This window comes from Thalassoroseus sp., from assembly GCF_984380535.1.
Genome location: NZ_CFHRBF010000019.1, coordinates 91,753 through 115,525 on the forward strand (window position 1 = coordinate 91,753; position 23,773 = coordinate 115,525).

Here is a 23,773-nt window from a genome sequence, read left to right on the forward strand (position 1 = left end):
ACGAATCTCCTAGACCGGCTTTCCGATCTTTTGTGTCCCTGGAAACTCCATGTTTCAGGCACTTCCACGAACCAGACACCCGCTACAAACAACGGAGGCTGTGCTAGTGGCTACCGAAAACACATGAGGCAGCTTTCATCATGATACGCGGAACCCACGACGATTGTCATGCATTGTCGCTACTTGCGTTGAACACAGAACACGGTTTTAGCCGCTATTGCTTTGAATTCTTTGCTTCAAATCGATTTGCTTGGCGTTTGCTAGATAATCGAAACGCTCGGGGTGACAGGTGAAAATAAGAACCTGAAGTGGTGAGATTGGAGAGCCGTCCTCGATTGTACCCCGACCCGCAGCGACCTCCTGCAAAATCTCGACCATGCGACGATGTTTGGCAGTGTCGGCATGAGTGAGTGGATCGTCCAGCAACGTCACATGCCGTTTGCCCCCGGCGACAAGTCGTCCGACCGCTAATCGAACGAGGAGTGCGAGTTGTTCAAGCGTGCCGTATGATTCGTCGTCAAGCGACACGGGGGTCTCAAGGGTGGGCAACCGCATACCCTGCGGCAAATAGCCTTTCTCGAATTCGACCGATTCGTATTCCCCAAGACCAAGTCGTTGCGACCACTGCATGACTTGAGTCGCAATTCGCCCGGTGGTGGCTCCGACTTGCGCATCACGACAGGACTCGAACAAGTCAAGAAGTAACCGGTGGGCTTTCGAGTCAACGGACTTCTCATGATGAATCGCCTGAAGACGATGCAGTTCTGCCTCGGCGGTTGCTAGTTCCTCGTGCAAACCTTCTTTCTGTTGGAGCCGTCCGCGAATCTCCGCTGCTTGTTCGGTCTTTGATTGAATGCGTTCACGGCGGACGTCCCGAGCTTGGCGGGCACCGTCCAGACGCGATTCAATTTCGATCTCTTCTTCTGTAAGAGCCGTCGCTTCGACTTGTTGCCGAGCTTCAGCACAAGCGGACTCGGCATCTGTCACAGCTTGTTTCAAGGCGGACTCGCTACCGAGTTCCATCAAACGACGTTCGGTGAGTTCCTGCTTCGTCGTCAACTGAGCGAGTTTGAGTCGAATGTCAGCGGTGGCGTCTTCAGCTTGATCTTTGGCGACAATCTTTTGCGCGTGAGCCGCTTCCAGTTGCTGGAATTCATGACGCAATTTCGTTTCTGCAGCCTCGACAGATTTCTTCTCCGCGGCTAGTTCTGCACGGTTAGGTAACCAATCGCGGAGTTCGGGCAACCGATCGAGAATGGCTTCCCGCCCGAGGTCGAGTTGTTCGATCTTAGAGACAAGCGTCTCGCGACCGTCGGGGGCGATCTTGCGGAGCTGTTGTTCGAGTTCGCTGTACTCAGTTCGCAAGGCATCGCGTCGAGTGTGGCGTGCGGCTAGTTCGTCGAGTGCGTTTTCGTTAGCAGCATCGAACCCGAAACTTCTAAGCGTATCGGTGTATTCCGTTTGCAAGGCTGACAGTTTGCGGGCAGACTCGATGAGTGATTCGTCTTGTTGTCCCCGTACGACGCGAATTTCGCCCCAACCTGGGAGACGTACCGTGATGCGTTGACGGAAAGTTTGATGTTGCAGTTCGTCCGCCGGGATTTGCAGCGAAATCTGCGAATCTTCATCGCTAATGAGTTCGACTGTTGCATCCACTTCCGTGCGGATTTCCATTTGAAGTGCAGCGGCTGCAACTTCCGCTTGCAGGGTCGCAATTTGACGGGAAGAAGTTCGCAACGACTGCAACGTCTTCGCATCAGGAGCCGAGAGCGAATCGAGTTCCTCTTGAATGCGGGCGAGTTTCTGTTCGAGAGACGCAACATTCTCGATCTGAGAAGTCAAACTCGCGTGTTGCTCGTGAAACGTCAGCAGTTTCTCGCGTTGATCACAAATGCCGCGTGCTTTTGCAAGAGCTTCGCGTTCTTGTCGACGTTCAGCAAGGGTTCGTGTAAGTGTCTCGAATTCCGCCGTTGTTCGTTGTTGAGTCTCTTGAGCACTTTCCAATGCAACTCGATCTTTTAATGTTTCGCGTTCGAGTTGTATGACGGATTCTTTCGTCCGTTGAAACTCCTCCCAAGTTTTCTTTCGCTGAATGAGTTCTTTTTCGGCGGCCTCTCGAATCGATTTGGCCTTCTCGTGTTGCGATTGACGGTTCGCTAAGTGGCGGGCACGTTCTTCCAGTTCAGCTAGATCTCGCTCGGCATCCGCTAGACTCTGGCGTGCTTGTGCGATTTCCGTTTCCAGTCCCTCGTGTTCGCTGACTAGACTTTCGCTTTGAGTTTGCTCGAGTCGAAGTCTTCCGACTCGTTCTCTAACTGCAGCCAGTTCACTTTCTAACGCCGCCACCGGAGAGTTGGATTTGATATTCCCTTTGCGGGTAAAGTATTCGTCCGCTGCTTTGCGTAGTTCTTCGTGAAAAGTCCAATCGTGCGATGTCAGCAATGTGCCTAAAACAGCTTCGAGTCGTTGTTGGAGTGGACTGCTAAGTTTGTTCGCATCGGGCAAACGCACTTCCCCCTGCGTCAGCCAAAGTAGTTCGTTCAGTCCCTCACTCGATTTCTCCGCTTCCAACAATAGACGAGCTTGCCGACCGGCTTCTTTATCCCGCTCTAGTACCGTTTCGCCGGTTGAGGTAATTTCTTTCAACCATGCTTCGCCGTCTTTACGTGTCGAGAACACCTTGTGCAATCGGTACCGTTTTTCACTCACTTCGAATTCGATATCAACTTCTGGGGAAGCTTGTGAACGTCGCGGACTGCAGTTTTTGATAGCCGTCGCGGATGAGGAATGATCGAAGTCGAACAATCCGTATCGCAAAGCAAGCACAATCCCCGACTTGCCCGTCCGATTCGGGCCGTGCAATACCACGAGATCGTGATTCAAATCGTCTAAGTCGAGCGATTCAATGTTCCGCCAATTTCGTAAGTGAAGGCCGTGAAGGATCATTAGAGACTAGGGTTTAGAGTCTAGAGTGTTGGAGTTGTGTTATTTAGCTTTGGCGGCGAGTTTGTAGAGGAGGCGAGTCGCGTGTTCAATCACGGTCGGGTCATGTTCTGGGGTGGGTGTGTGCGTGAGTTCTTGAAGTCGCTGATGGACTTGAGCAAGTACACCAGTGCCGATGATCTCGCGGACTTCCTCACTCGTTGGTTCAACGGTCAGTTCGTCATCGTTTAACTCCCAAACGGCATATCGTCCGAGGACATCGTGAAGCTCTTCCACACGATGCAACACACTGACTGGCAGCGTCCCCGTTAGTTTAAGTTTGAGCAGCATCCGCTCATAGTTTTCTTGTTCAGCGACCCGTTGCAAGAGGTCATCGAAATCCGTTTCGTTGCTGACGTGTTCGGTTCGTGAACTCCAGCGGAAGTGTTGAACATTGACACTTTCGAGACTCGGTTGAGCAGTCGGTTTCTCGATCGTCACTCGCAGAACGGTTCCGTCGCCGGTATCAAGGAACTCCTCACGGTCGCTGCCAGTCGAGTAGGGCTGCCAACCGGCAACACGGGAATCGTCATGAAACCGCATCGGCTCATGCACACCAGGATAAGCCATACGGGGTTCGGAAACACTATAGGACTTCTGTCGATGCCAGTGCCCGAGTGCTAGATAATCTAAGTCGAGATCCGTGGGAGCGGTTACAGAAATCGGGTGGTCATCGGTGGGTAAGTCCGGTCGATCCATCACACTGCCATGAGCAATGCCGATACGAAAACCGTCTGGATCTTGACGGGGATGATCGGCAATCCACTGCGTAGGATCTTCGGCCGACCGCTTGCGAAACACTGGGCAGGGGAAGATCGTCACGCCTGTGATTTCCGCAAACTTTTGCCGCTCGGTCAGCAGGTGAACTCGCTGTTTGTTCGGGTTGTCCCAAGGGGCTGTTTCCCACAACGAGCCCGGTTCGTAGGGATCGTGATTGCCGGGAATCAACAGCACTGGCACGGGAAAGCTCTCAAGTAATTTGAATGCCCGATTGGAAATCGATCGGCTGACTCGTACGTCGTCGAACAAGTCGCCCGCGATGATGGCGAACTGGTAACCAAACTCCGATCGCCCCGCTTCATCCCGAATTCGTTCGAGTGCGGCAAATCGAGCCTCGCGGATGCGGTCGATCGCGGTGCCGTCAAACCGTGTCAGCCGCAAACCGAGGTGCAAGTCGGCGGCGTGCAAGAAAGTCAGCATAAGATTCCGTGATTCAATGTGTGAAGTGAGTTACTTCGGCAACAGTCCAGAGTCGTCTTGGTGTTGATCTTGTGCAGGAACAGGCGGGCTAGGGACTAGTAAGTTCTCCACTTCACCAACACTAAGAAATGTTAGCAAGAGTAACCAATCCACAGATGGTAAATGGTATAGAAACACACCGAATGCTAAAGCGCCTAGGAATCCGCTTTGTGAAACTTCCCGACGATTGCTAGGAACTAGTGCCATGCGGATTAGCAAATACAGTGGAGTAACGAACGGTAACAAGTGAAACGATTTTCCGAGCAATGGCAACCGGAAATTGAAGTCGAACAATTGATCCGGTTTCCGAAGCGCGTCGATCCAAGTGCGACCCCAGAAAGGCGGTTCCGCATCCAATCCGACGATCTGCGAGATTGCAGTATGGAAGGCATAGAAAATGACTCCAATAATGATCAACGATAGACAACCCACAAACGGATTGAATCCCGCTGTACGTAATCGTTCTTGTTGCACTTGCCGCATCTGTTGCTGGTCGCCGGCATACTCTTGGCGGATCGCATCAAGTTCTGGTCTGAGGGTTCGCATCAATAGCGTATTGCGACGCTGTGCAACCGTCATGGGCAATAGAAACAATCGCACTGCAAGCATGCTAAGCACGATCGCCATGCCATAGTCATCGACTAACGGCTGAAACCATTCAATCAAGGATCGTGCCGGATCTCCGATCGAGAACGCAAACACGGCCGGCAAAGAACTCAGCATGACCGACATCAATTCGTAGACAGAACATCAACAAGATAATCGGCAACGCCTTGAATGTCGGCGTCCGTGATGACATCGATATTGCTTTGCCAACGCGGGATCCCACGACGATCGAAGACGGTCATGCCACGGGTGAGTTCGCCGTTCGTTTCGACATCGACGGCCATCGGTTCGCGTTCGAACAATCTTGGCCGCGAGACCGATGCTAATGCGACCAGCTCGGTCAATGCCACGCCTTCAATACCCAAGTGCTGATGATGAGCCCGAAAGGCGAATGGCAATAACCGTTCGAGGAGAGTGCAAACTTCCTCCTTGGCTCGTGCTTTTAGCCGATCGAATTGATCGAGGGTGAGCAGGAACTTCCGACTGACATCCAACGGCACCAATGTTTTCGAGGCGGGCGATGTCAGGACATGCCGGGCGGCTACTGGGTCCGCGAAGACATTAAACTCGGCAGCAGCGGTGACATCGCCACCCGCTCGGACCGTACCGCCGGCGAATACGACGCCGTGCACCAAATCGAAGAACCCCGGAAAGCGTTCGCTGGCCAATTCCAAGTTCGTCAGTGGACCAAGACACAACAAAGTGACTTCATTGGGTTCAGACCGCACGATATCGATCATCAACTTGGCAGACTCGTGTCGATGGTGCAAATCCGCCATGCGGAATTCCCAGTCCCCCAGGCCCGATGGTCCATGGAGTTCCGTCATCGATACATCGGTCGGGCCAAAGTCGATGCCACTGATCGCAGCCTGACCGTCGGCAAACCCGAACCGCGGCCATTTCGGCGGGTCGAGATGTTCCACGACCGCTTGCACGTTGCGAAACGCAGCCGGACCGCTCACGCAACCGGGAGTCGCGGTGACGCCAAGCACATCCAAATTGGGGTCCAGTAACGCTACCGCGAGCGCAACCGCATCTCCAATGCCTGAATCGGTATCGATAATCACCTTCTGGCCCACGACCGACCTCCGTTGTGCCCGTGCGAATTCCAAACCTACATTGTAACCCCGGCTTTGGTGAACCGTCAATTCGCTGGAAAACGTGTCCCGCGATTCCGAAGACGGAAAACTCCACCAGTCTCGATCCCACGACAATCACCCATGATTCATCGGTGCCCGCAATCGGGGAATGTTCATCGAGAAACCAGTATCTATTGCGGTGTAACGTATTGCCAAATAGAGAGTTGCGGCAGTAGAGCTCAGGGAAATAGGCGTGACGGTGTGTGTTCGTATGTTCTGTTTAAGGCCCTTAGGGCATTGCAATGAGAAGAAACGTCCACACTCTCAGAACACGAAAAAAGCCCTATCCTCTTTCAAGGTAGGGCTTTTCGAAGTGGACAGGGGGGGAATCGAACCCCCGACACCAGGATTTTCAATCCTGTGCTCTACCAACTGAGCTACCTGTCCGGAATGGACTGTTCCGCAAAAGAACGATTCCGCAGCGGAGTTTTCGCCGCCGGATCGTTGAGATGCGTAGTATTCCGGCGAGGATAGCAATCATGCTCGGAAAATCCAAGCCTCCATGGTGGTGGAATCGAAGAAAATGGGACTTCATCGAAATCCATGACCGTCAGCCGTATGTCGCTTCCATCCCAGCCGCTAGGAAACCACAGGGCAGAGACAATCGCGTGGCATATGTTCACACAGCCGCAAGAATTGAAAAGTCATTGCAGGTTATTGCACAGTGGGGGCATTGCTTGACGCTGTGTATGCGGGGATCCATAGTGCATAGGCCCTGGAAATTTTGAAGGAGACCTCATGTCCGACCGTGCCCCTCAGCTTCTAAGTTTCGTGTTCGTACTACTGGGAAGTTTCGCGGACGTGTCCGCTGACGAACCGCAGGTCAAGCAACTAATTCTGCCTGGTGAATCATTCTTGATCGAAGATCGGCCGGCGTTTGTTCTCCTGCCGGAAATGCAAAAACGCAGGACACCTCAGCCCTGGGTGATGTACGCACCAACTCTGCCGGCGTATCCGGATCAGCATGAAAAGTGGATGCATGAGCAATTCCTGGCAGCCGGCGTTGCCGTCGCAGGGATCGACGCGGGCGAAGCGTATGGAAGTCCCGACGGGCGAAAACTTATGACTGCTCTCTATGAGGAGTTGACTACCAATCGGGACTTCGCCGAGAAGCCTTGTTTGCTAGGTCGAAGTCGTGGTGGGCTGTGGGTCAGCAGTTGGGCGATCGCAAATCCGCAACGAGTGGCTGGCATCGCCGGAATTTATCCGGTCTTTGATCTGCGGACTTACCCGGGTCTAGAGCGGGCATCTTCTGCATATGGCTTGACCGCTTCTGAACTCGAAGAATCTCTCGAAAAGCACAATCCGATTGCGCGGTGTGATGTTCTTGCGAAGGCTAAAATTCCTGTTTGTATTATTCATGGTGACGAAGACAACGTCGTGCCATTGAAAGAGAATTCTATAGCACTGGCGGAACAGTTCCAAAAACTAGGAGCTGCGAATCAAATGCAGTTGATCGTTGCACATGGTCAAGGACATAACTTTTGGGAAGGCTTCTTTCACTGTCGGACGCTCGTCGACTTTACCATTCGTCAAGCAAAGACCGCTGCAACTTCACAACGAAATGGGCGTGAGAGTTCTGTGTCCAATCATGGGATGCAAATCATCAAAAACCTAGTCTACCATGACTTGGAAAAGACACCCCAAATGTTGGATTTGTATCGACCGTGGAATGTCGAGGGGCCGCTTCCCGTGGTCATGTGGGTGCATGGTGGAGGTTGGAAGCAGGGGAGTAAAGATCAATGCCCGGCTACATGGTTAGTCTCGCATGGCTATGCAGTAGCCAGTATCGACTATCGATTGACTGATGTCGCCCAATGGCCTGCACAGATTGATGATTGCCGAACTGCAGTTCGTTGGCTACGAGAACACGCGGATGAGTATGGTTTAGACTCTGAACATATCGCCGCGTGGGGCGGGTCTGCAGGAGGACATTTAGTCGCATTACTAGGAACGCTTGATTCGCCGAACACGGAAACAGTTTCAAGCCGAGTACAGGCCGTCTGCGACTGGTATGGCCCAACAGACTTGCTGACGATGCCGCCCAATGTCGTATCGTTGCCAGAACGCACTGCAGACGATGTTGCCCGTTCGAACGGTGCCAAATTGCTAGGGGGAACCGTACGAGAGCATCCAGAGCTTGCGAAGCAAGCCAGTGCGATTTACCAAGTCTCGCCAGACGACCCGCCATTTTTGATCATGCATGGTGATCAAGACCCCGGCGTTCCGCTGGAGCAGAGTGCAAGATTCCATCGGAAGCTTCAAGCTGCTGGTGTACCTACGACACTCCATATCGTCGAGGGAGCCGGGCATGGTGGCAAAGAGTTTCGAACGACAGACGTTCAACAAGTCATTCTCAGGTTCTTTGATCGTCACTTGAAGAATAACTGAACGAAGTTCGGACAACAGTCTCAGTGCTCAATTCAAGATTAGGGAGCAATTCGTTTCACAGTGATGGCTTCCTGATCGATGCCGACAACGACTAAGCTATCGTCAAGTGTGTCCCCGACTCGCACCATTTGGTTGTTGACTAACGCCATCATACCGTTTGCGCCTGAAACAACCGCACTCACGCGGAGCGTGATCAGTTCCGTCGATGTCGAAGGCGTCAAATCGGGTGTTTTGTCTTTGTCTTCCGTTGCAACTTCAGTCGGAACAACTGGCGGTTTCGGGAGTTCAAACGGATTATGGGCGATGATTTCGTCTAACTGATAACTTGGCCAAGACGATAAAGCAGTTGAAGTCGGTTTGCCGGATTGTTTCTCATCAGACTTCGCCTGCGTCACATTCGTCTGGGCTGCGAGTGCCGGGAGTTCGTTAGCTTCATCGTCTTGAAAGACAAGAGAAACGAGCACGCAACCCAACACGGGAATGAGAAGCATCTTAAGCGTTTGTGAGGATCGTGCACTCATTGGATCAGTCGCAAGCGAATGGAAAAACGGTCGAAGCTGTTATAGATGGAAAATGGATATTTCAAGTTCCACCATCAATATGGAATGTTCGTCGGTTGATTGCCGGATCGTGAACCGAGTGACATCGGTTAAGCGAGGAAGATCGCTCATGCCATATAAGAACTTACACACAGCCGGATAGTTCGCTTGGGCGGAGCACCGGATCGAAATTTCCGAATGCGGATCGTGTTGTGTGGTTGCTTGGGGCTCAAAGTGGAGCAATTGAACGCCAGATTGACTAGCGAGTTCCGAGAGTTGTGCAAGAAACTCGGATTCGCTCGGACGCTCGGGCACCATTCCCATCAGCTGTTGAAGATGCTGATGCTGAGTCTGCACTCGGTCGGTCATGTCGCAATAGCAAGCTTCAATCGAATCTGATTGAGCCAACATGGTCTGATGGGCTTCGATTTCGGTGACTAAGTCGGAACGTGCGGCGGCAAGCGGTCCGGTGACGATCCATAGTGTCACGAGAACGACAGCTAAGACTAAGCTACCACCGATGCAATCGACCGGGAGAATTCGTCGGCCGGCCGTATGGCGACGAAAGTCGGACTGTGATAGCGAATCAGTAAACACAGGCCACCTCAAACTGACGATCAGACGCGGTCGAAACGCTCGGGAGTGTGGATCGTAATTGGACGGAACGGAAGACTTCAGTTGTCCGCAATGCGTCGATGAATTTAGTCACCGCGACTTCGTCCTCGGCAGTTCCGCGGATAATAAACTCGTGGTCATACACGATTACAGTTTTGGGGGGCGTCTTTGCTCGTTTCTTTGTTGGTGCTTCCTTAGGAGCTTGGGCCTTTCGGGACAAGCGTAATTCATGCACATGCAACGCGTTCTCTAGCGAGCGACTTCCGGCACTCACGACTGCGAGCAACGTCGCAGGGGGACGGTGGTGTTCCAACCGATGAACAAGACTATTCTTACGAGCAAATTCCTGAGATGCCACACGCATTTTGTTAGTCTGAGTTTTCCGTTGATACAGCGGAGCCGATTCGCGTCGCAATTGGCTTGCAGAATCCCGTAGGTCATCGAGTGTTCGGTAACTCATGTAGATGAGCAGACCCGCAAATAGAATCGAGACTCCCACTGCGATCGGCCAAAATCGGCGATGCGAACGATCCCGCATTCGTGCGTGGTACTCAGGTGACAATAAATCGATATAGTCCACTAGCGTCCTCCTTTCGCTTTAAGTCGCGACCGATCCGGCATTGAAAGCAAAGCCATTGCGGTCGCCGGTCCGAAGATCGCGTCGTCCGTATTGGAGTCGTTCCTTGTCGTTCCTAGCGACCAGATCTTTACAGGCCGTGCAAGATGGACTTCGAGTTTCTCACGCAACCCTGGCCATGTTGCTCCCGCGCCGAACAACCAAACCTCTTCGATGCGTTTTGATGTAGAGTTTCGATCGAGATACGAAACCGTGCGTGTCAGTTCCGGGGCCAACTTGCTCAAGTACGCCTCGGTGACAGATTGCACCAGCTGCCGCCATCCATCAGTCGCCTTGGCGGAAACTTCCGCAAGGCTTGGGAGTAGCGACCAGCATTCGTCGAGACTGAGATTCAGCCGATCGGCTAGACGCTTGAGCAACTCAGTTGTTGAGCAGTCTCGAAGTGGACGAATCATTCGGGGCCGTCCATTTTGGATCGCAATGAATGTGCTCATTGAAGCCCCCAAGTCGGCAGCCGCGACTGAGAGTGAGTTCGTCACACAAGTGGCCGCCCGCGACAAAGCAAACGGCAAACCGTCTAGCACTCGACATCGCAAACCGGCTGCTAGCAACGATTCGGCAATGTCCGCAGATTCAGATTCCGGCATCGACAATGCCGAGATCGATGCGGTTTGGCCATCACGACTCTCCGAGGAGATCGTTGCTGTCGGCCAGCAATCACTGACAAAACGACGATGCCCTGCGTCTTCGAGTTCAGCGCGGACCATTAATCGCATTTCGTTCGCAGAACCCGGCGGCAACTCGAAGGTGTCAAGCTGTGTGCGGGAGAACGAAACGACCGCGTAAGCGTCTTTCTGCCCCCGCAACCGTGCTTTCGAAAACACTGAAGTCAACGCATCTGTAAGATCGGTTGACGACTCGCTATCTTCCCCGGTTCGTGGGATCGAAAGACGAACGTGATAACAAAGCTGTCCGTTCTGCACTTTCAATTGAACGGCTTTGATTTCGCGTGTGCCAATATCGAAACCCCAAGCGGAGGGACTTCGTCGATGGCTTCGCCGCCATCCCGATGGTCGACGGATTCCGAGACTCAAACTCATGGCGTTGTCCATTCCTTCCTAGTGTGACATGGTGGAAACGTCTAGCAGTGGCAACATCACGGCTAGTACCACACCCGCCACAACAACTCCCATTAGCACAATGACAATCGGCTCGAGCAACTTGACCAACTGACGGATATGTCGCTCGCCTTCATCTTCATAAAACTGCCCGACGGTCTGGAGGACATCTCCAAGTCGGCCGGAATGCTCTGCCGTTTGAACCATTTGCGCTGCGCCTGTAGGGACAAATTCTGAGGCACCTAACGCGAGTCCGACACCGCGACCATTGGTGACGTCATCTGCTAGTCGATCGAACAGCTCATGGTAAAGCCGGTTCTTGGTTGAGTTGCGGCAAAGTTGCAATCCGTCTAGTAAAGGCACACCGGTCTGAAGCATTGCGCCTAGCAACTGAAACGCACGCCCGATCTGCAGCGCTTGTGACGACTTTGATACGATGGGAGCCGTTAAGGCAGTTCGATCAAACCAGCGACGAAACCGATCGGTCCGAATGGCTGAGAACCCGATGCCGATACTTGCTAACATACCGATGGAAATGACTAATAGATGGCCTTGAATCCAAGTTGCTGAGTCGAGCAGAATCTGTGTCAAAGGCGGAGCTGGTTGGCCGAGGTCTTCAAAAACTTGCGAGAACTGCGGCAGCACTAGTAACACGAGTGCCAGAACGACCCCACCCGCGACCAGTCCTAACATCATTGGATAAGCCAAGATCGACTTTAACGTGCCGCTCAGTCGAATTTCGTTTCGTAGCGACTCCGTCAATCGTTTAAGCACTTCGGTTAGAGTTCCCGATGCCTCGCCAGCTGCCACGCCTGCAACAAACGGTCCACCAATCGCATCTGTATAGCGACGTAACGCCACCGAGAAACTCACCCCCGCCGAAACTTGGTCGAAGACTTCGCAAAGAATGGTCTTGAGCTGCGGGTGTCGGCATTGCGCGGAAACGTTTTGCAAAGCCTCTGCAAGATCGACACCCGACTGCATCATGATTGCTAGTTGCGACGTTGTCATCATCAACTCGGTACGTGGAATCTTTTGATTCCAAGTCGGCAACGTGAATGTTGCCGGTCGCCGAATTGTGGGTGACTTTTGCGCGTGAACTTCGATTGGAAATAGCCCTTCACCACGCAACAGTTGTCGCGCATCCGCTAACGATGCGGCTTCGATGACCCCATCGAGCGACACGCCATTTCCTTGTTTAGCGACATACTGATATTGCATGGTATGAATCAATCGAACAGAGTCACTGATGCAACTTCCTCAAGGCTCGTCAGTCCTTCCTCGGCAAGTCGAAGTCCCTCTCTGAGTAAGGTGGAGCCATTTTGACGTGCGTGCGAATCGCGAATCTTTTCAAGGTCGGTTGTATCGGTGATGAGCCGCCGCATTTCTGGGTCGCAGTTCAGGATCTCATAGATTCCACGACGACCACGGAAACCCGAATCGTGACAATCGCGACATCCAGTTCCTCGGACAAACTGCCGACGAGTGTCACCCTGGTAGTGGAGCATGTCTAAGTATTCAGCCGTCGGAAAGTAGTGTGACTGGCATCCAGTGCACACCGTCCGTACAAGTCGCTGCGCGACGACTCCGACGAGTGCGGCAGCGATTTTGTAAGATGCAACACCCATGTCCAAGAGTCGCGTGATCGCCGATGCACTATCGTTCGTGTGAAGTGTGCTAAGTACTAGGTGACCGGTGAGTGCGGCTTGAATTGCAATCTCTGCGGTTTCTCCATCACGAATTTCCCCGATCATGATGACATCCGGGTCTTGCCGAAGTATGGAACGCAATGCTCCGGCAAAACGCATCGACTGTGAATTGCCGACTTGAACTTGATTGATCAGTTCCAACTGATACTCAACCGGATCCTCGACAGTCACAATGTTACGGTGCACCGATTTGATAAGTTCGAGAGCTGAATACAGAGTCGTTGTCTTACCACTCCCGGTCGGGCCGGTAACTAGTATCAATCCATAAGGCTTCGCCAACATGCGTTTGAGCAAATGCAGTTGATCGTTTGGCAGACCTAAACGATTCATGTCGAAGGTCACATTGCGACGATCTAACACGCGAAGTACAACTTTTTCTCCAATGACCGTGGGTAGTGTCGAAACACGAAGGTCGATCTCCCGACCTTCAACCATTGCATGAACACGCCCATCCTGAGGGACACGATGCTCGGCAATATCGAGTTTCGCCATCACTTTCACACGGGAAACGAGCGCCGGGTGGAAATCCTTCCGTGGTCGTAGAACTTCGCGAAGTTGGCCGTCCACACGAAAGCGGACCGAGGTATGCTGATGACCCGGCTCAATATGAATATCACTCGCCCCTTGTCTTGTCGCATGCACAACAATGTAGTTGACGAGACTGACAACCGGGCTTCCCTCGGCCATCTGACTGACGTCTTGCAACTCAAGTTTGATTGTCTGCGTATCGACTTCGACAGCGTCACGATCGATGTCCGCCGTCACAGCATCGACGGCAAAATCCTCTTCGTAGCAACGCTTCAAAGTGTGCGCGACTGCCGATTGCATTGCGAGAACCGGACGAACCCGCAAGCCTGTAATGCGTTCAATCTCGTCAATGCGACGCAAGTCTTGTGGCTCACTCATCGCGACTGTGATCGTGTCGCGAACTTTGAGCAATACGACAGCTTGAAGCCGTTCAGCCATCTTTCGCGGCAGCAGCTTGACGACATGCGGATCAATCAATCCGTCCCGCAGCCGAACAGACTCCATTCCCAGTTGTTGCGCTAGGAAGGGAAGAACTTCCTCCTCCTCGACCAAACCCATCTCGGTCAGCATTTCGCCGAGCCGGGCGCGTTTTGCCGGTTGCTCGGTCAGTGCAGAACGCAGATTGTCTGCACTAATGAGTCCGGCTTCGACAAGTCGTTCACCAAGTAAAGGAAATGCCGGTTCCTCGGAACCTGTCTTAGTCTCATCAAGCATTTCGGACGCTGCAGAGATCATAATGTGAAACTCCCCGCAGCGGTTGCCGAGTCCCGATAGATTTCGAAACGCTGTTCGACTTCTGTAATTCGGAGTATGTCCCGACAGAGTGAGTTCGGCGAGACAAGTCTTAGAGATCCCCCGCGGTTCTCACATTCTTCGAGAATGTCGAGCATAAACTCGAGGCCAGCGCTGTCGACTAGCAACACCTCGTTCATATCAAATACGACTCGCGGAACACCGGCTCCAATACCACGTTCGAAGACCCGCTGTGCCGACTCGATCGATTCGATGTTGAGTGCCCCGCGGCCCGAGATGATAGAGGCCGCGCCGAGTTGTTGATGGTTCCACATTGTTCGCGTTGCCTCGTCGCTGATCAAAGAGGAAGTTGAATCGTGAACCGCGAACCCTTATCGAGTTCACTAGTCGCCGAGAGTTGTCCACCGTGCTTACGGACAACTTCATATGTGAAAGCAAGGCCTAACCCGGAACCCGACAGCGATCGCACTCGCTCGTCATCGCTGCGATAGAACTTCTCGAAAACACGCGGTAACTCTTCCGGCGATATCCCATAGCCGCTGTCCTCGACTTCAAGTGTCAGATGGTCGGCATCAACTTCAACGTTGAACTGAACACGTCCGCCATCCGGCGTATATTTTGCGGCGTTTCCTAGAAGGTTGATCAGGGCCCCGGTAATTTTATCTTTGTCGAGCTGCACTTTCGGATACTTAGCTGGCAATACGGTCTCGAATTGAATCTGTTTATGTTCGAGTTCCGGCTGCACATGCTCAATAACTTCGTGAATCAGTCTTTCGATGTCGACATTGCTTACGCATATCTGCATTGCGCCAGCTTCGAGTTGACTAAGATCAAGAAGTTCGTCGACAAATCGTGCGAGTCGAGTTGCTTCGGCATTGATGTGGTTGCAGAAACGTTTTTGATCCTCGACGTCAATATCCGTTTCAACAGCGAGAGTTTCGGCCAGTGCGCGAATGTTAGTCAAAGGCGTTCGTAGCTCATGCGTTGCAGTAAGTACGAACTGATTTCTGGCTTCCTCCGCGAGTTTCTGCGGTGTCAAGTCACGGAAACTCCAGACGCATTGCTCGCCAGTCTCATCTAAGAAGTTGCGACTTACCCGGAGAACGCCATCAGGCAAGGATTCACCGCACCGTAGTTCCATTGCAGTACGTCGTGCCGTGCTTTGCAGTTGGACGGCAAGACGAGGGTTAAACGCACCGAAGTTGTTCAGGAGAACGTCATCGATCTTGACTCCGGCAATGTCGTCTTTTGTGAGCTTCAAGATTGCCCGTGCAGACGGATTGATTTGTTGAATTTGGCAGGAGCGATCTGCGATGGCAATACCGTCTGGCAACGCATTGAGAATATGATCGGAACTATGACTAGTACCATCCGCCGTCAGAGCCAGGCGTTGAACGAGTCGATCGATCGATGCCAGTTGCCCGAGACGTTGACTGATTCGATTCCAGCCGTCGGCGACTTCGCCCCCTTGCGGCAGACGACGTGTTGTGATTTGGCTTCCATCCACCTGACGAGATACCGAGATCAGCTCTGACTCGATGTCTGCTTGCGTAGCGACCGTACGTCTGAGGAGTATGCCGCCGATTAGCAAAATGCCGATCGGAATGACCGTTGCCAGGGCTGCGGACTCTGCAAACTGTCCGCGAAACGCAAGATGCAACGCAACCACGAGCAAACTGAGTAATCCGGCTAGTCCGAGCAGCAGGTACTCGGTAATGAGTCTGTGGACTAGCGTCGGGAGTGCAGACTTTCCTCGCATGGGATGGCTTCGTTTGCTAACTAAAATCGGTTGGGTCGTCTGAATTGAGACCCGCTTGCAGTGTAGTACTAGAGAAGACGCTGCATATCGACATTTGCCCCCGCTACAGTTGTTACCGGGGGCGACGAAGCCACGGGAGGCTCGATATCAGCCTGTAGGACTTCGTCGATCCATCGCAGGACCTGTCGAGGACTGAACGGTTTAAAGATGATCTTAGAGACGTTCAGATTTTCTTCGATATAATGTCGATCAATTTCGAGTCCTTTGGCAGAACAAAGGAAGATCGGCAATGCCCCGGGAGTTTCCTCCATCTCACGAATCCGCTCGATCAGATCGAGCCCATTCATTCGGGGCATTTGATGATCGGTCATGAGTAGCTTTGGTCGCACATCTTGGAGTCGTTCCCAGGCGAGTTGGCCATCGGAACAAACTTCAAAATTAAGACCTCGCCGGCGGAGATTAAAGCTGAGAATGTCAGCTGTCACGCGATCGTCTTCCGCAACTAGCACCTGTAGGTTACTCACGTGACGACTCCTTACTATGACACCGTTTGATAATCATCGAGAACACGACGACGTTAACTCGTCCTACAGGTTGTCGAAGTTAGCGGAGTTGATGATGATTTCGCCGGTTTCGCTATCATACTTCCAGTCGCCAGCACCACCAGCAGCGAGTGGAACGCCATCGGAGACAATTGTGATCGATCCATCGCCGGTAGCCCCGGTGATTTGGTTCTTAGGGAACGGCCCTCGGAGGAATGGTTGCAGATCGCTAATGAAAGTGGCTTGTTGGCCGTCTTGACCTGGGTATGTCCCAGTTGCACCGAGATGCATGTCGATTGCATCACGAATGACTCCGAGAGATTGGCTCGTGCTGCTAATGCGTGCGTCTTTTGCGGTATCGAACATTTTCGGTGCGGCGACGGCTGCGACGATGCCCATGACAAGAACGACAACGACAAGTTCAACTAGGGTAAAACCGCTGCGTTTCTTCTTTACATTCTCACGGGGGGTCAACATTGATGGTGTCTCCAGGTGATAAAGTGCTCGGGTGAAAGTGATGGTGGACTCAGGTCATGGCGTAGTGCCAATCGACTAGGGCTCACTACTACTAACATAGGTTACGTTCCTGCAAGTGTTGAAAAAAACGCACAATTTTGTGTGTACGTGAACTATGGTTGAGTGGAAACGCTTGGCAGTAGATCGGGAGCCTTAAAGGTCACCTTCGTACAAGCATTGATCGTCCTACAATCCATACAATGGGAATACTGTGTTGAACTCTTCAACAAGTGACCAGATTCCTGGTGAAATTAGTCAACTCGCCTTGGACGCCATACTCGGGATGGAATGTGCACCCGATTGCGAAGAACCTCGGTCAAAACCCAATTTAGAGCAGCTCCTTGCCGCTCTATTCGGTCAGCGTTCCAATCCGCAACAATCCGAGGTGACCTCAACGAGTGACCTAATGCAGCAGTTGCGTGCGGTCGCAGAGATTGCAGTTCATCAGAAGTCAGCGATCGAGGATCATGACTCCCGCGTTGAAGAGTACATGCATCGGGTGAACTCAAGTTACGAAGAAGTGACTTTTGTTCGCTGGTTGATCAGTCAAATTCAATGCCAGGGTGTACGAGAGAATGATGAATCGCTGGCGAAAAGAATTTGGCCCGAGTTGAAAACAATCCTCGGTGCGGAGGGCGTTTACTATATTAAGCGGTCGTCTGCCACCGAACAGGCCAGGGTCGTTCTAACGGAAGGTTCTGAAGAACTCGCCAATGAGTGGCTGTCGACTGCGAAACAAAACCACGAGCCCCTGAACTGGGGACCGCCGGTTGTCTTCAATGGTGAGCAAAAGCTGTCTCGTAACGGACAGCCTTCCTGCGTGTGGTCTTATATCATTGTGCCTGTTGCCAACGATGCGATTCAGCTTGGTTGGATTTTGGCCATCAACAAAACGATCGACTCATACTTCGAGCGGTCTGCACCGGTCGATGAGTTCCAACCTTCGGAAGTCGAGTTTGGGACCTATGAAGCGACCTTCATGGAAGTTGTCTCGACTCTGTTGGTAACACATGCGCACAATCACTCGCTGTTTCGTGCTCAAGAGCAACTACTGCTAAACACAATTCGAACACTTGTCAATGCGATCGATGCCCGCGACCCGTATACCCGCGGTCATAGTGAGCGTGTCGCAGTGTTTAGTCGCATGCTTGGTGAGAAACTCGGACTCACTGAGAGAGAGTGTGAAGAAATCTATGTTGCAGGTCTGTTACATGATATTGGAAAAATTGGCGTGCCAGATCGTGTCCTTAGTAAGCCGGGGAAATTGACCGACGACGAGTTCGCATTGATCAAACAACACCCCGCGATTGGCTGTCAGATTCTGTGTGGTATTGAAGAGTTTTCGTACGTTCTGCCTGCGGTCAGGCATCATCACGAAGCTTGGGATGGAAGCGGTTATCCTGACGGACTTGCCGGCGAAGAGATTCCAAAAGTTGCGAGAATACTAGCGGTCGCAGATTCCTATGATGCGATGACTAGCAACCGTCCCTATCGGGATGGCATGCCGATCGAGAAGGCGGAGCAGATTCTTCGAAGCAATGCTGGTATTCAGTGGGATGCCGAGGTTGTTGATGCCTACTTTGATATTCGGAGTGAAGTACCCGCGGACGTGAGAAATGCATAACGGTGTTTTGCAGCGTGTTGTCATTGATCGGGTGAACTGTCATCACCGTTCAGGGCTGTCGCTAATTGATATGACGGTTGCTGTTTTGATCGTCGGGATTATGTCAGTCGTTGCAGTTCCGCGCTATACAGCCATGCTTCAAGAATACCGCGTTGAGGCTGCTGCAAAACGACTGGCAGTCGATCTGCGGTCTGTTCAAGAAGATGCGAAAGCCAATAGTCAGAGTCGAAGTATCACTTTCAACGCTTTGCAAGCGTCCTATGACATTGCGACGAGTTCGGCTTTGGATTTAAACGGCCACGTTGATCTTTCATCGTCCCCCTATCATGTGTCGCATATGGAAGTGGTCCTCTCAGAGGCTCAGGATGGGAGTTCGGCGAACCAGATAACCTTTAACGCCTATGGTCGAGCAAACCGAGGCTATGTCATCCAACTCAAAGTTGGAGAAGCGATTCGCTATGTGGTGTCCGAATCGAACGGTTTCGATGTGTCAATTAGTCAAAACTAGACGCGAGGAGCAACGGATGCCGATGCCACGTCAATCGGCTAGACGATGTGGTCAACGTGCTGGGTTAACGCTGTTAGAGTTGCTAGTCAGTATGACAGCTTCGACAGCGTTAATTGCAGGGCTGTCGTCGGCCTTGTTTATCGCGACCCGGATGATCGAACCTCCTCAGCGTCCGAATCATGAGACTGCGGAATCTGCAAGAGAATGCGAACAACTTCTGCAGGAATTGCGATACATCACCTCAATTGAAAGCGTCGGCGAAAACTTGCTAGATATTGAGGTTCCAGATCGGGATGAAGATGGAATTTCAGAATATGTTCGAATTCAGTGGTCCGGAGTCGCTGGTGAATCGCTGATGTGGACCATGAACGATGAACCAAGTATTCCCATCGTCAACGATGTTCACGATTGGCAGTTGTCGACTCAGCTGGCGGATACCGGAGAAGTTGTGTCGATCGGTATGCGACTACAAGTTGGAAGTCATTCGGTTGGAGAAGTTTGGTCTACGATTGATCTACCGAATCGGCCTCGAATTGTCAGCAATTGAATGGAGTTCGAATGGCGAAGCGAACTGGATTTAGTCTTGTAGAAGTCTTGATTTCCACATTGTTAGTCGGTGTGTTGCTGGTGTCGGCGTTGCGGTCGGTCGGTGCTGTTGTGCGACATCGCAATGCATTCGATGAACGCACCCAGGCCTTTGCATTGGCGAACGGTCTTGTCAGTGAGATTTTAGAAAAGTCCTACGAAGACCCAGAATCGCCAGGCGGAATTGGCATTGAGTCCGGTGAAGATTTGACCCAACGAAACACTTTCGACGATGTTGATGACTACGCGGGTTGGACGTCTCAGCCACCTGTAGACCGTTTTGGGGCTACCATGCCGAATGCCGGTGCGTTTCGACGTTCGGTTTCAGTGATGTCTGTCAGTCCCACGGATGTTAGTCAGCAGGTTGCTAATGATCAGGGGATGAAGCGAATTCGTGTGACGGTGAGTGTCAATAATGTGGAGTTCGCAGCCATCGATGTCTTGCGAACCCAGGCAAACGATGAGATGCGAGTTCAATGAAGTTCCACTCCGACCAGTTGAGTTCTCGACGACAGAAGCGGCGGTTGGGTTATGATAGTAACCGCCGCGGTGCGGCTTTGTTTGCTTTGGTGATCTCTGTCAGTTTACTCGTTTCGGTTCTGGGTATGACGAGTCTAGTGCTGATGCGAATCGAGCGTCAGAACGTGAGTCGTGAACACGATGTGATCCTGGCAAAAAGGCATGCCCATTCGGCCGTAGAATTGGGGTTGTCCAGGATCTCTCAGTATTCTGATTGGCGGACACGCTATGCGAACGGCGTTTGGGAGACAGTGTCGATCAACAATGCGAACGACGTCTCAATTGTAGGCATCGATCCGGTCGATGGACGGTTGGATGACGACACTAGCGAGTCTGTTAAGATCATTGGGACAGGCACCGTTGGAAAGGCACGCCAGAAAGAGTCTGTCGTCCTTGACTTCAAGTACAGCCCGCTCGACTGTTTAGAGACCGGGATCGCATCAGGTAACGATATTGTTATCACCAATGCCACTGTTCAATCGGATATTGTCATTGCATCGAAAGATGATGTCTATAATTACTCTGGCAATGTCTATGCAGATGTCGAAGCCGTCGATCTGATCGGCGGAGCGACTTATCATGGCGAACAAAGCCCCGGAAGTTCGGCACGTCAACTTCCTGATCGGCAATCTGTGTTTAATCATTACTGGCAGACTGGGACTCAAATCTCTCTGATACTGTTTCCGTATCGCAACGGTGCCTTCTGGATTGAGAATTTGAGTTTCGATCCCACAACGAACCCGGTTAGTCTTGTGGGCAACTCTAAGGGGGTGTACGCCATCTATTGCTATGGCTACAACGTTGTCATCAACAATAGTCAGTTCACGGGAACTCTATTCCTATACAACGCGGGGACCGGTACTCGTGTAACTGGTAATTCCGTTTTTGAACCGGCGGAAAGTGGCTATCCTTCATTGCTCGTCGATGGCGATTTGACGATTGATCTTAGTTCGGATGGTGTGTTAGGGGGAATAGTCTATTCGTCGGACGATGTGTCCATCAGTCGGTTACCTCAACTAAATGGCACGCTAGTCGCGCACGATCGCGTAGACATAAACGGTCCTGTGAACATCGTGCATCGGCGGGATTTCGTGATCAATCCGCCGCCAGGGTTTCGAGAACCCGAAGGTGTGATGAAGATTCGTCCCGGTAGTTGGCGACGTGAAGTCGATTGAGTTTGGTCGTGTTGATTCTTTGTAAACGAATCGTCACTCTGGCTAGTAGATGCCAGCCCGACTTTTCAGTGACTAGATCGGTGAAACTCACTCAGATGCGGCACTGTTATTTTGCTTGACCAGCCAAGCAATCGGAAACCGAGTGATTTGAGTGAGTGCAAGGCCATTGTTCTGTGTGCGGTCACCGGCGCAATGGGCTAGCAAGACGTGGTCGTCGACGAAGTCCATGGCGATATAGCAGTACCAACCGTTCGGGTTGTCTTCTAAGACTTTGGTATGCTGCCAAGTTTGACCATGATCTGAGGAAACCGCGACTGACAACGGCGTGCGTTTTCCTCGCAAGTTGGCGGGGATTTCACTGTGATCGTTCCATACGAGCAATAGCTTGTCCGATGCAGGTATGCGTTCGATGGTTGCAGGTGAGAGTGGTGAAATCATGTTGGAAGGTTTGAGTTGCGACCAACTCTCGCCTTGATCGTCGGAGTAGGAGATGTACTGGCTTCCGGCATTTGTGCGGCACCACAATAGTACTCGCCCGTCAGCCAACTCGACCACACCGGGTTCCTGAGCAACCACGGCTCGTCCTTGAAATGGCTCGGCAGTCGGTGCCATTTGACTACGTTTCCAGGTCTTGCCTGCGTCATCGGAGAGGTAACAGACCATGTCGGCGTCACCACGCCAACGTGGCCAATCGGTTCCGTAGTGCTGAGCCAGCGGCACAATGAGGCGTCCGCTTTTTAATTGAATGACTCGATCGTTGTTCAGGACATAATACCCGGCATCTTCGTCCGGGATGACTTCCATAGGCTCGCTCCACGATTCCGCTTCGTCTTCACTAATGCGGAAGATCGGTTCGCAATCTTTGGTCGAGTTCTTGCGAAGATAGAACAACGCAATGCGTCCGTCTGCCAACCGCAATAGCGAAACCGACATGACATTCATGCCGGCTTCATTATCGACGATGAGTCGATCTTCTTTGGTCCAAGTCACGCCGCCATCGCTGGAGTATCGACCCGCGAGATGGGCTTTTGCATGATCGCCAGCGCCTTCGGTGAAGTGCGTGTAAACTAGCAACACGCGACCGTCTTTGAGTTCGATCACATCGCCTTCGCTGTTACGCGGATTGCTTTTCGTTGGCGGCAACAACACATTCCGTTGCACCGGGTCAGCTGCGAAGGATTCGAGACTCGGCGACAGTAAGCAGAAGCCAACCAACACGCTGAGGAGGGAATGTGATCGAAACATTTTAGCCTCGTGTTTCCTACAAAAATGCGGTGCGATGAGCTTGAATCGCTCCGAGTGTGTCATCGAATTTTGACGTTGCGTTCGCCGGAACTGACCTCGCCGATTTGCCACGCGGTGGTTCCTTGCTCTTTGAGCGTCGCGAGGACACCGTCAGCGGAATCTTTCGACACGAGCAGTACGAATCCGACGCCCCGATTGAACACGCGGTCCATTTCAGCGGGTTCGATGTGGCCGAGCGAGACGAGCCAATCGTCGACATCCGCAGGCGTCCAAGCGGATCGGTTCAGCGTAACTTGTGTGTTCTCCGGCAGGATGCGTTCGATGTTTTCCGCCAACCCGCCGCCGGTGATGTGGGCCATGCCGTGGACGTGTTCGCGGTGACTTTCCAGCACGGACCGCACCGGCGGAACGTAAATCGTTGTCGGTCGCAGTAACGCCTCGCCGACGGTGCAGCCAAGTGAATCGATCGTATCCGCCGCTTTCAAACCGGCTCGTTCGAAGACGACTTTCCGCAGCAGACTGAAACCATTCGAGTGAAATCCATTGGCGGCCAGCCCGATGGCCACATCGCCGGGTTGGATGGCTGATCCGTCGATCAGTTGTGACCGCTCCGCCACGCCGACCGCGAAGCCGGCCATGTCGAAATCGCCGGTTGCGTACACATCCGGCATGATCGCCGTCTCACCGCCGAGAAGTGCCATCCCTCCTTGCGTGCAACCTTCGCTCACACCTTCGACGAGATCGGCGATCAGATTCGGATCGTCTTTTCCCAGGGCGATGTAATCGAGAAAGAACAGCGGTTCCGCCCCTAAACACAGGCAATCGTTGACGCACATTGCCACCAAATCGATGCCCACTGTCTTGAACTGACCGGCAACGATTGCGACTTTCAACTTGGTGCCCACGCCATCCGTGCCCGAGACGAGCACCGGGTCTTCGTACTTGTGACCGTCCCCCTGCAAGCGGAATAGGCCCGCAAATCCGCCGGTCAGGTCCATTACACGCGGCGTCTTGGTGCGAGCCATCAAACCTGGCAACCGCTGCATGGCTTGGTCGTACAATTCGAGATCGACGCCGGAATCTTTGTAAGTAACGGGGGACATG

The 23,773-nt window shown here is 52.5% G+C and carries 22 protein-coding genes and 1 tRNA gene; 6 read left to right on the forward strand and 17 right to left on the reverse strand.

Features of this window, described 5'->3' with window-relative positions:
- Positions 1-207 precede the first annotated feature (207 nt).
- From AC5DDB_RS23910 to AC5DDB_RS23930, 5 genes are all read right to left on the reverse strand, one after another.
- On the reverse strand, positions 208-2,946 hold the full coding sequence (locus tag AC5DDB_RS23910) for a hypothetical protein (RefSeq protein ID WP_491742278.1): 2,739 nt from the start codon (positions 2,944-2,946) through the stop codon (positions 208-210).
- 39 nt (positions 2,947-2,985) lie between these two features.
- Positions 2,986-4,182, reverse strand: coding sequence for a metallophosphoesterase family protein (locus AC5DDB_RS23915; RefSeq protein ID WP_491742279.1), 1,197 nt, complete (start codon positions 4,180-4,182; stop codon positions 2,986-2,988).
- Positions 4,183-4,212: 30 nt separating this feature from the next.
- Positions 4,213-4,944, reverse strand: coding sequence for a membrane protein insertase YidC (gene yidC, locus AC5DDB_RS23920; protein ID WP_491742280.1), 732 nt, complete (start codon positions 4,942-4,944; stop codon positions 4,213-4,215).
- Positions 4,945-4,952: 8 nt separating this feature from the next.
- Positions 4,953-5,906 carry a nucleoside hydrolase gene (locus AC5DDB_RS23925; protein WP_491742281.1) on the reverse strand — a complete coding sequence of 318 codons (954 nt, stop codon included), beginning with the start codon at positions 5,904-5,906 and terminating at the stop codon, positions 4,953-4,955.
- A 374-nt stretch (positions 5,907-6,280) separates the two neighbouring features.
- A tRNA-Phe gene (locus AC5DDB_RS23930) sits at positions 6,281-6,353 on the reverse strand.
- A gap of 351 nt (positions 6,354-6,704) precedes the next feature.
- On the opposite strand from AC5DDB_RS23930, the gene AC5DDB_RS23935 reads away from it, so the two are divergent.
- The gene (locus AC5DDB_RS23935) at positions 6,705-8,357 is read left to right on the forward strand and encodes a prolyl oligopeptidase family serine peptidase (RefSeq protein ID WP_491742282.1); all 1,653 of its coding nucleotides are present in this window, start codon (positions 6,705-6,707) and stop codon (positions 8,355-8,357) included.
- A gap of 38 nt (positions 8,358-8,395) precedes the next feature.
- Here the strand turns inward: AC5DDB_RS23935 and AC5DDB_RS23940 are convergent, their stop codons facing one another.
- From AC5DDB_RS23940 to AC5DDB_RS23985, 10 genes are all read right to left on the reverse strand, one after another.
- Entirely contained in the window at positions 8,396-8,878 is a 483-nt protein-coding gene (locus AC5DDB_RS23940; protein WP_491742283.1) for a hypothetical protein, read from the reverse strand.
- 39 nt (positions 8,879-8,917) lie between these two features.
- Positions 8,918-9,493 carry a type 4a pilus biogenesis protein PilO gene (pilO, locus tag AC5DDB_RS23945; protein WP_491742284.1) on the reverse strand — a complete coding sequence of 192 codons (576 nt, stop codon included), beginning with the start codon at positions 9,491-9,493 and terminating at the stop codon, positions 8,918-8,920.
- Positions 9,483-10,091, reverse strand: coding sequence for a hypothetical protein (locus tag AC5DDB_RS23950; RefSeq protein ID WP_491742285.1), 609 nt, complete (start codon positions 10,089-10,091; stop codon positions 9,483-9,485). Before AC5DDB_RS23950 ends, pilO begins: the two co-directional genes overlap by 11 nt.
- Positions 10,091-11,188: a hypothetical protein gene (locus AC5DDB_RS23955; protein ID WP_491742286.1), complete on the reverse strand. Its 1,098-nt coding sequence runs from the start codon at positions 11,186-11,188 to the stop codon at positions 10,091-10,093. Before AC5DDB_RS23955 ends, AC5DDB_RS23950 begins: the two co-directional genes overlap by 1 nt.
- Positions 11,189-11,206: 18 nt before the next feature.
- Entirely contained in the window at positions 11,207-12,427 is a 1,221-nt protein-coding gene (locus AC5DDB_RS23960) for a type II secretion system F family protein (RefSeq protein WP_491742287.1), read from the reverse strand.
- Positions 12,428-12,435: 8 nt separating this feature from the next.
- A complete protein-coding gene (locus AC5DDB_RS23965; RefSeq protein ID WP_491742288.1) occupies positions 12,436-14,178 on the reverse strand; it encodes a GspE/PulE family protein in 1,743 nt (580 codons plus the stop codon).
- The gene (locus AC5DDB_RS23970; protein ID WP_491742289.1) at positions 14,175-14,510 is read right to left on the reverse strand and encodes an STAS domain-containing protein; all 336 of its coding nucleotides are present in this window, start codon (positions 14,508-14,510) and stop codon (positions 14,175-14,177) included. The genes AC5DDB_RS23965 and AC5DDB_RS23970 overlap by 4 nt, the downstream gene beginning before the upstream one ends.
- A 23-nt stretch (positions 14,511-14,533) precedes the next feature.
- Entirely contained in the window at positions 14,534-15,955 is a 1,422-nt protein-coding gene (locus AC5DDB_RS23975) for a sensor histidine kinase (protein WP_491742290.1), read from the reverse strand.
- A gap of 68 nt (positions 15,956-16,023) precedes the next feature.
- Positions 16,024-16,479 (reverse strand): response regulator, encoded by a 456-nt coding sequence (locus AC5DDB_RS23980; RefSeq protein WP_491742291.1) that lies wholly within the window; start codon positions 16,477-16,479, stop codon positions 16,024-16,026.
- Positions 16,480-16,542: 63 nt separating this feature from the next.
- Positions 16,543-16,974, reverse strand: a complete 432-nt coding sequence (locus AC5DDB_RS23985) for a type II secretion system protein (protein WP_491742292.1) — start codon at positions 16,972-16,974, stop codon at positions 16,543-16,545.
- Positions 16,975-17,419: 445 nt separating this feature from the next.
- On the opposite strand from AC5DDB_RS23985, the gene AC5DDB_RS23990 reads away from it, so the two are divergent.
- The 5 genes from AC5DDB_RS23990 to AC5DDB_RS24010 are packed head-to-tail and all read left to right on the forward strand — an operon-like array spanning position 17,420 to position 21,424.
- Positions 17,420-18,637 carry an HD-GYP domain-containing protein gene (locus AC5DDB_RS23990; RefSeq protein ID WP_491742293.1) on the forward strand — a complete coding sequence of 406 codons (1,218 nt, stop codon included), beginning with the start codon at positions 17,420-17,422 and terminating at the stop codon, positions 18,635-18,637.
- 7 nt (positions 18,638-18,644) lie between these two features.
- The gene (locus AC5DDB_RS23995; RefSeq protein ID WP_491742294.1) at positions 18,645-19,145 is read left to right on the forward strand and encodes a hypothetical protein; all 501 of its coding nucleotides are present in this window, start codon (positions 18,645-18,647) and stop codon (positions 19,143-19,145) included.
- Between the two features lie 16 nt (positions 19,146-19,161).
- Positions 19,162-19,692 (forward strand): hypothetical protein, encoded by a 531-nt coding sequence (locus AC5DDB_RS24000; RefSeq protein ID WP_491742295.1) that lies wholly within the window; start codon positions 19,162-19,164, stop codon positions 19,690-19,692.
- An 11-nt stretch (positions 19,693-19,703) separates the two neighbouring features.
- Positions 19,704-20,210, forward strand: coding sequence for a type IV pilus modification PilV family protein (locus AC5DDB_RS24005; RefSeq protein ID WP_491742296.1), 507 nt, complete (start codon positions 19,704-19,706; stop codon positions 20,208-20,210).
- Positions 20,207-21,424 carry a hypothetical protein gene (locus AC5DDB_RS24010; protein ID WP_491742297.1) on the forward strand — a complete coding sequence of 406 codons (1,218 nt, stop codon included), beginning with the start codon at positions 20,207-20,209 and terminating at the stop codon, positions 21,422-21,424. Before AC5DDB_RS24005 ends, AC5DDB_RS24010 begins: the two co-directional genes overlap by 4 nt.
- An 87-nt stretch (positions 21,425-21,511) precedes the next feature.
- Here the strand turns inward: AC5DDB_RS24010 and AC5DDB_RS24015 are convergent, their stop codons facing one another.
- On the reverse strand, positions 21,512-22,669 hold the full coding sequence (locus AC5DDB_RS24015; protein WP_491742298.1) for a sialidase family protein: 1,158 nt from the start codon (positions 22,667-22,669) through the stop codon (positions 21,512-21,514).
- A 59-nt stretch (positions 22,670-22,728) separates the two neighbouring features.
- Positions 22,729-23,772, reverse strand: coding sequence for a phosphoribosylformylglycinamidine cyclo-ligase (gene purM, locus AC5DDB_RS24020; RefSeq protein ID WP_491742299.1), 1,044 nt, complete (start codon positions 23,770-23,772; stop codon positions 22,729-22,731).
- Position 23,773 lies beyond the last annotated feature (1 nt).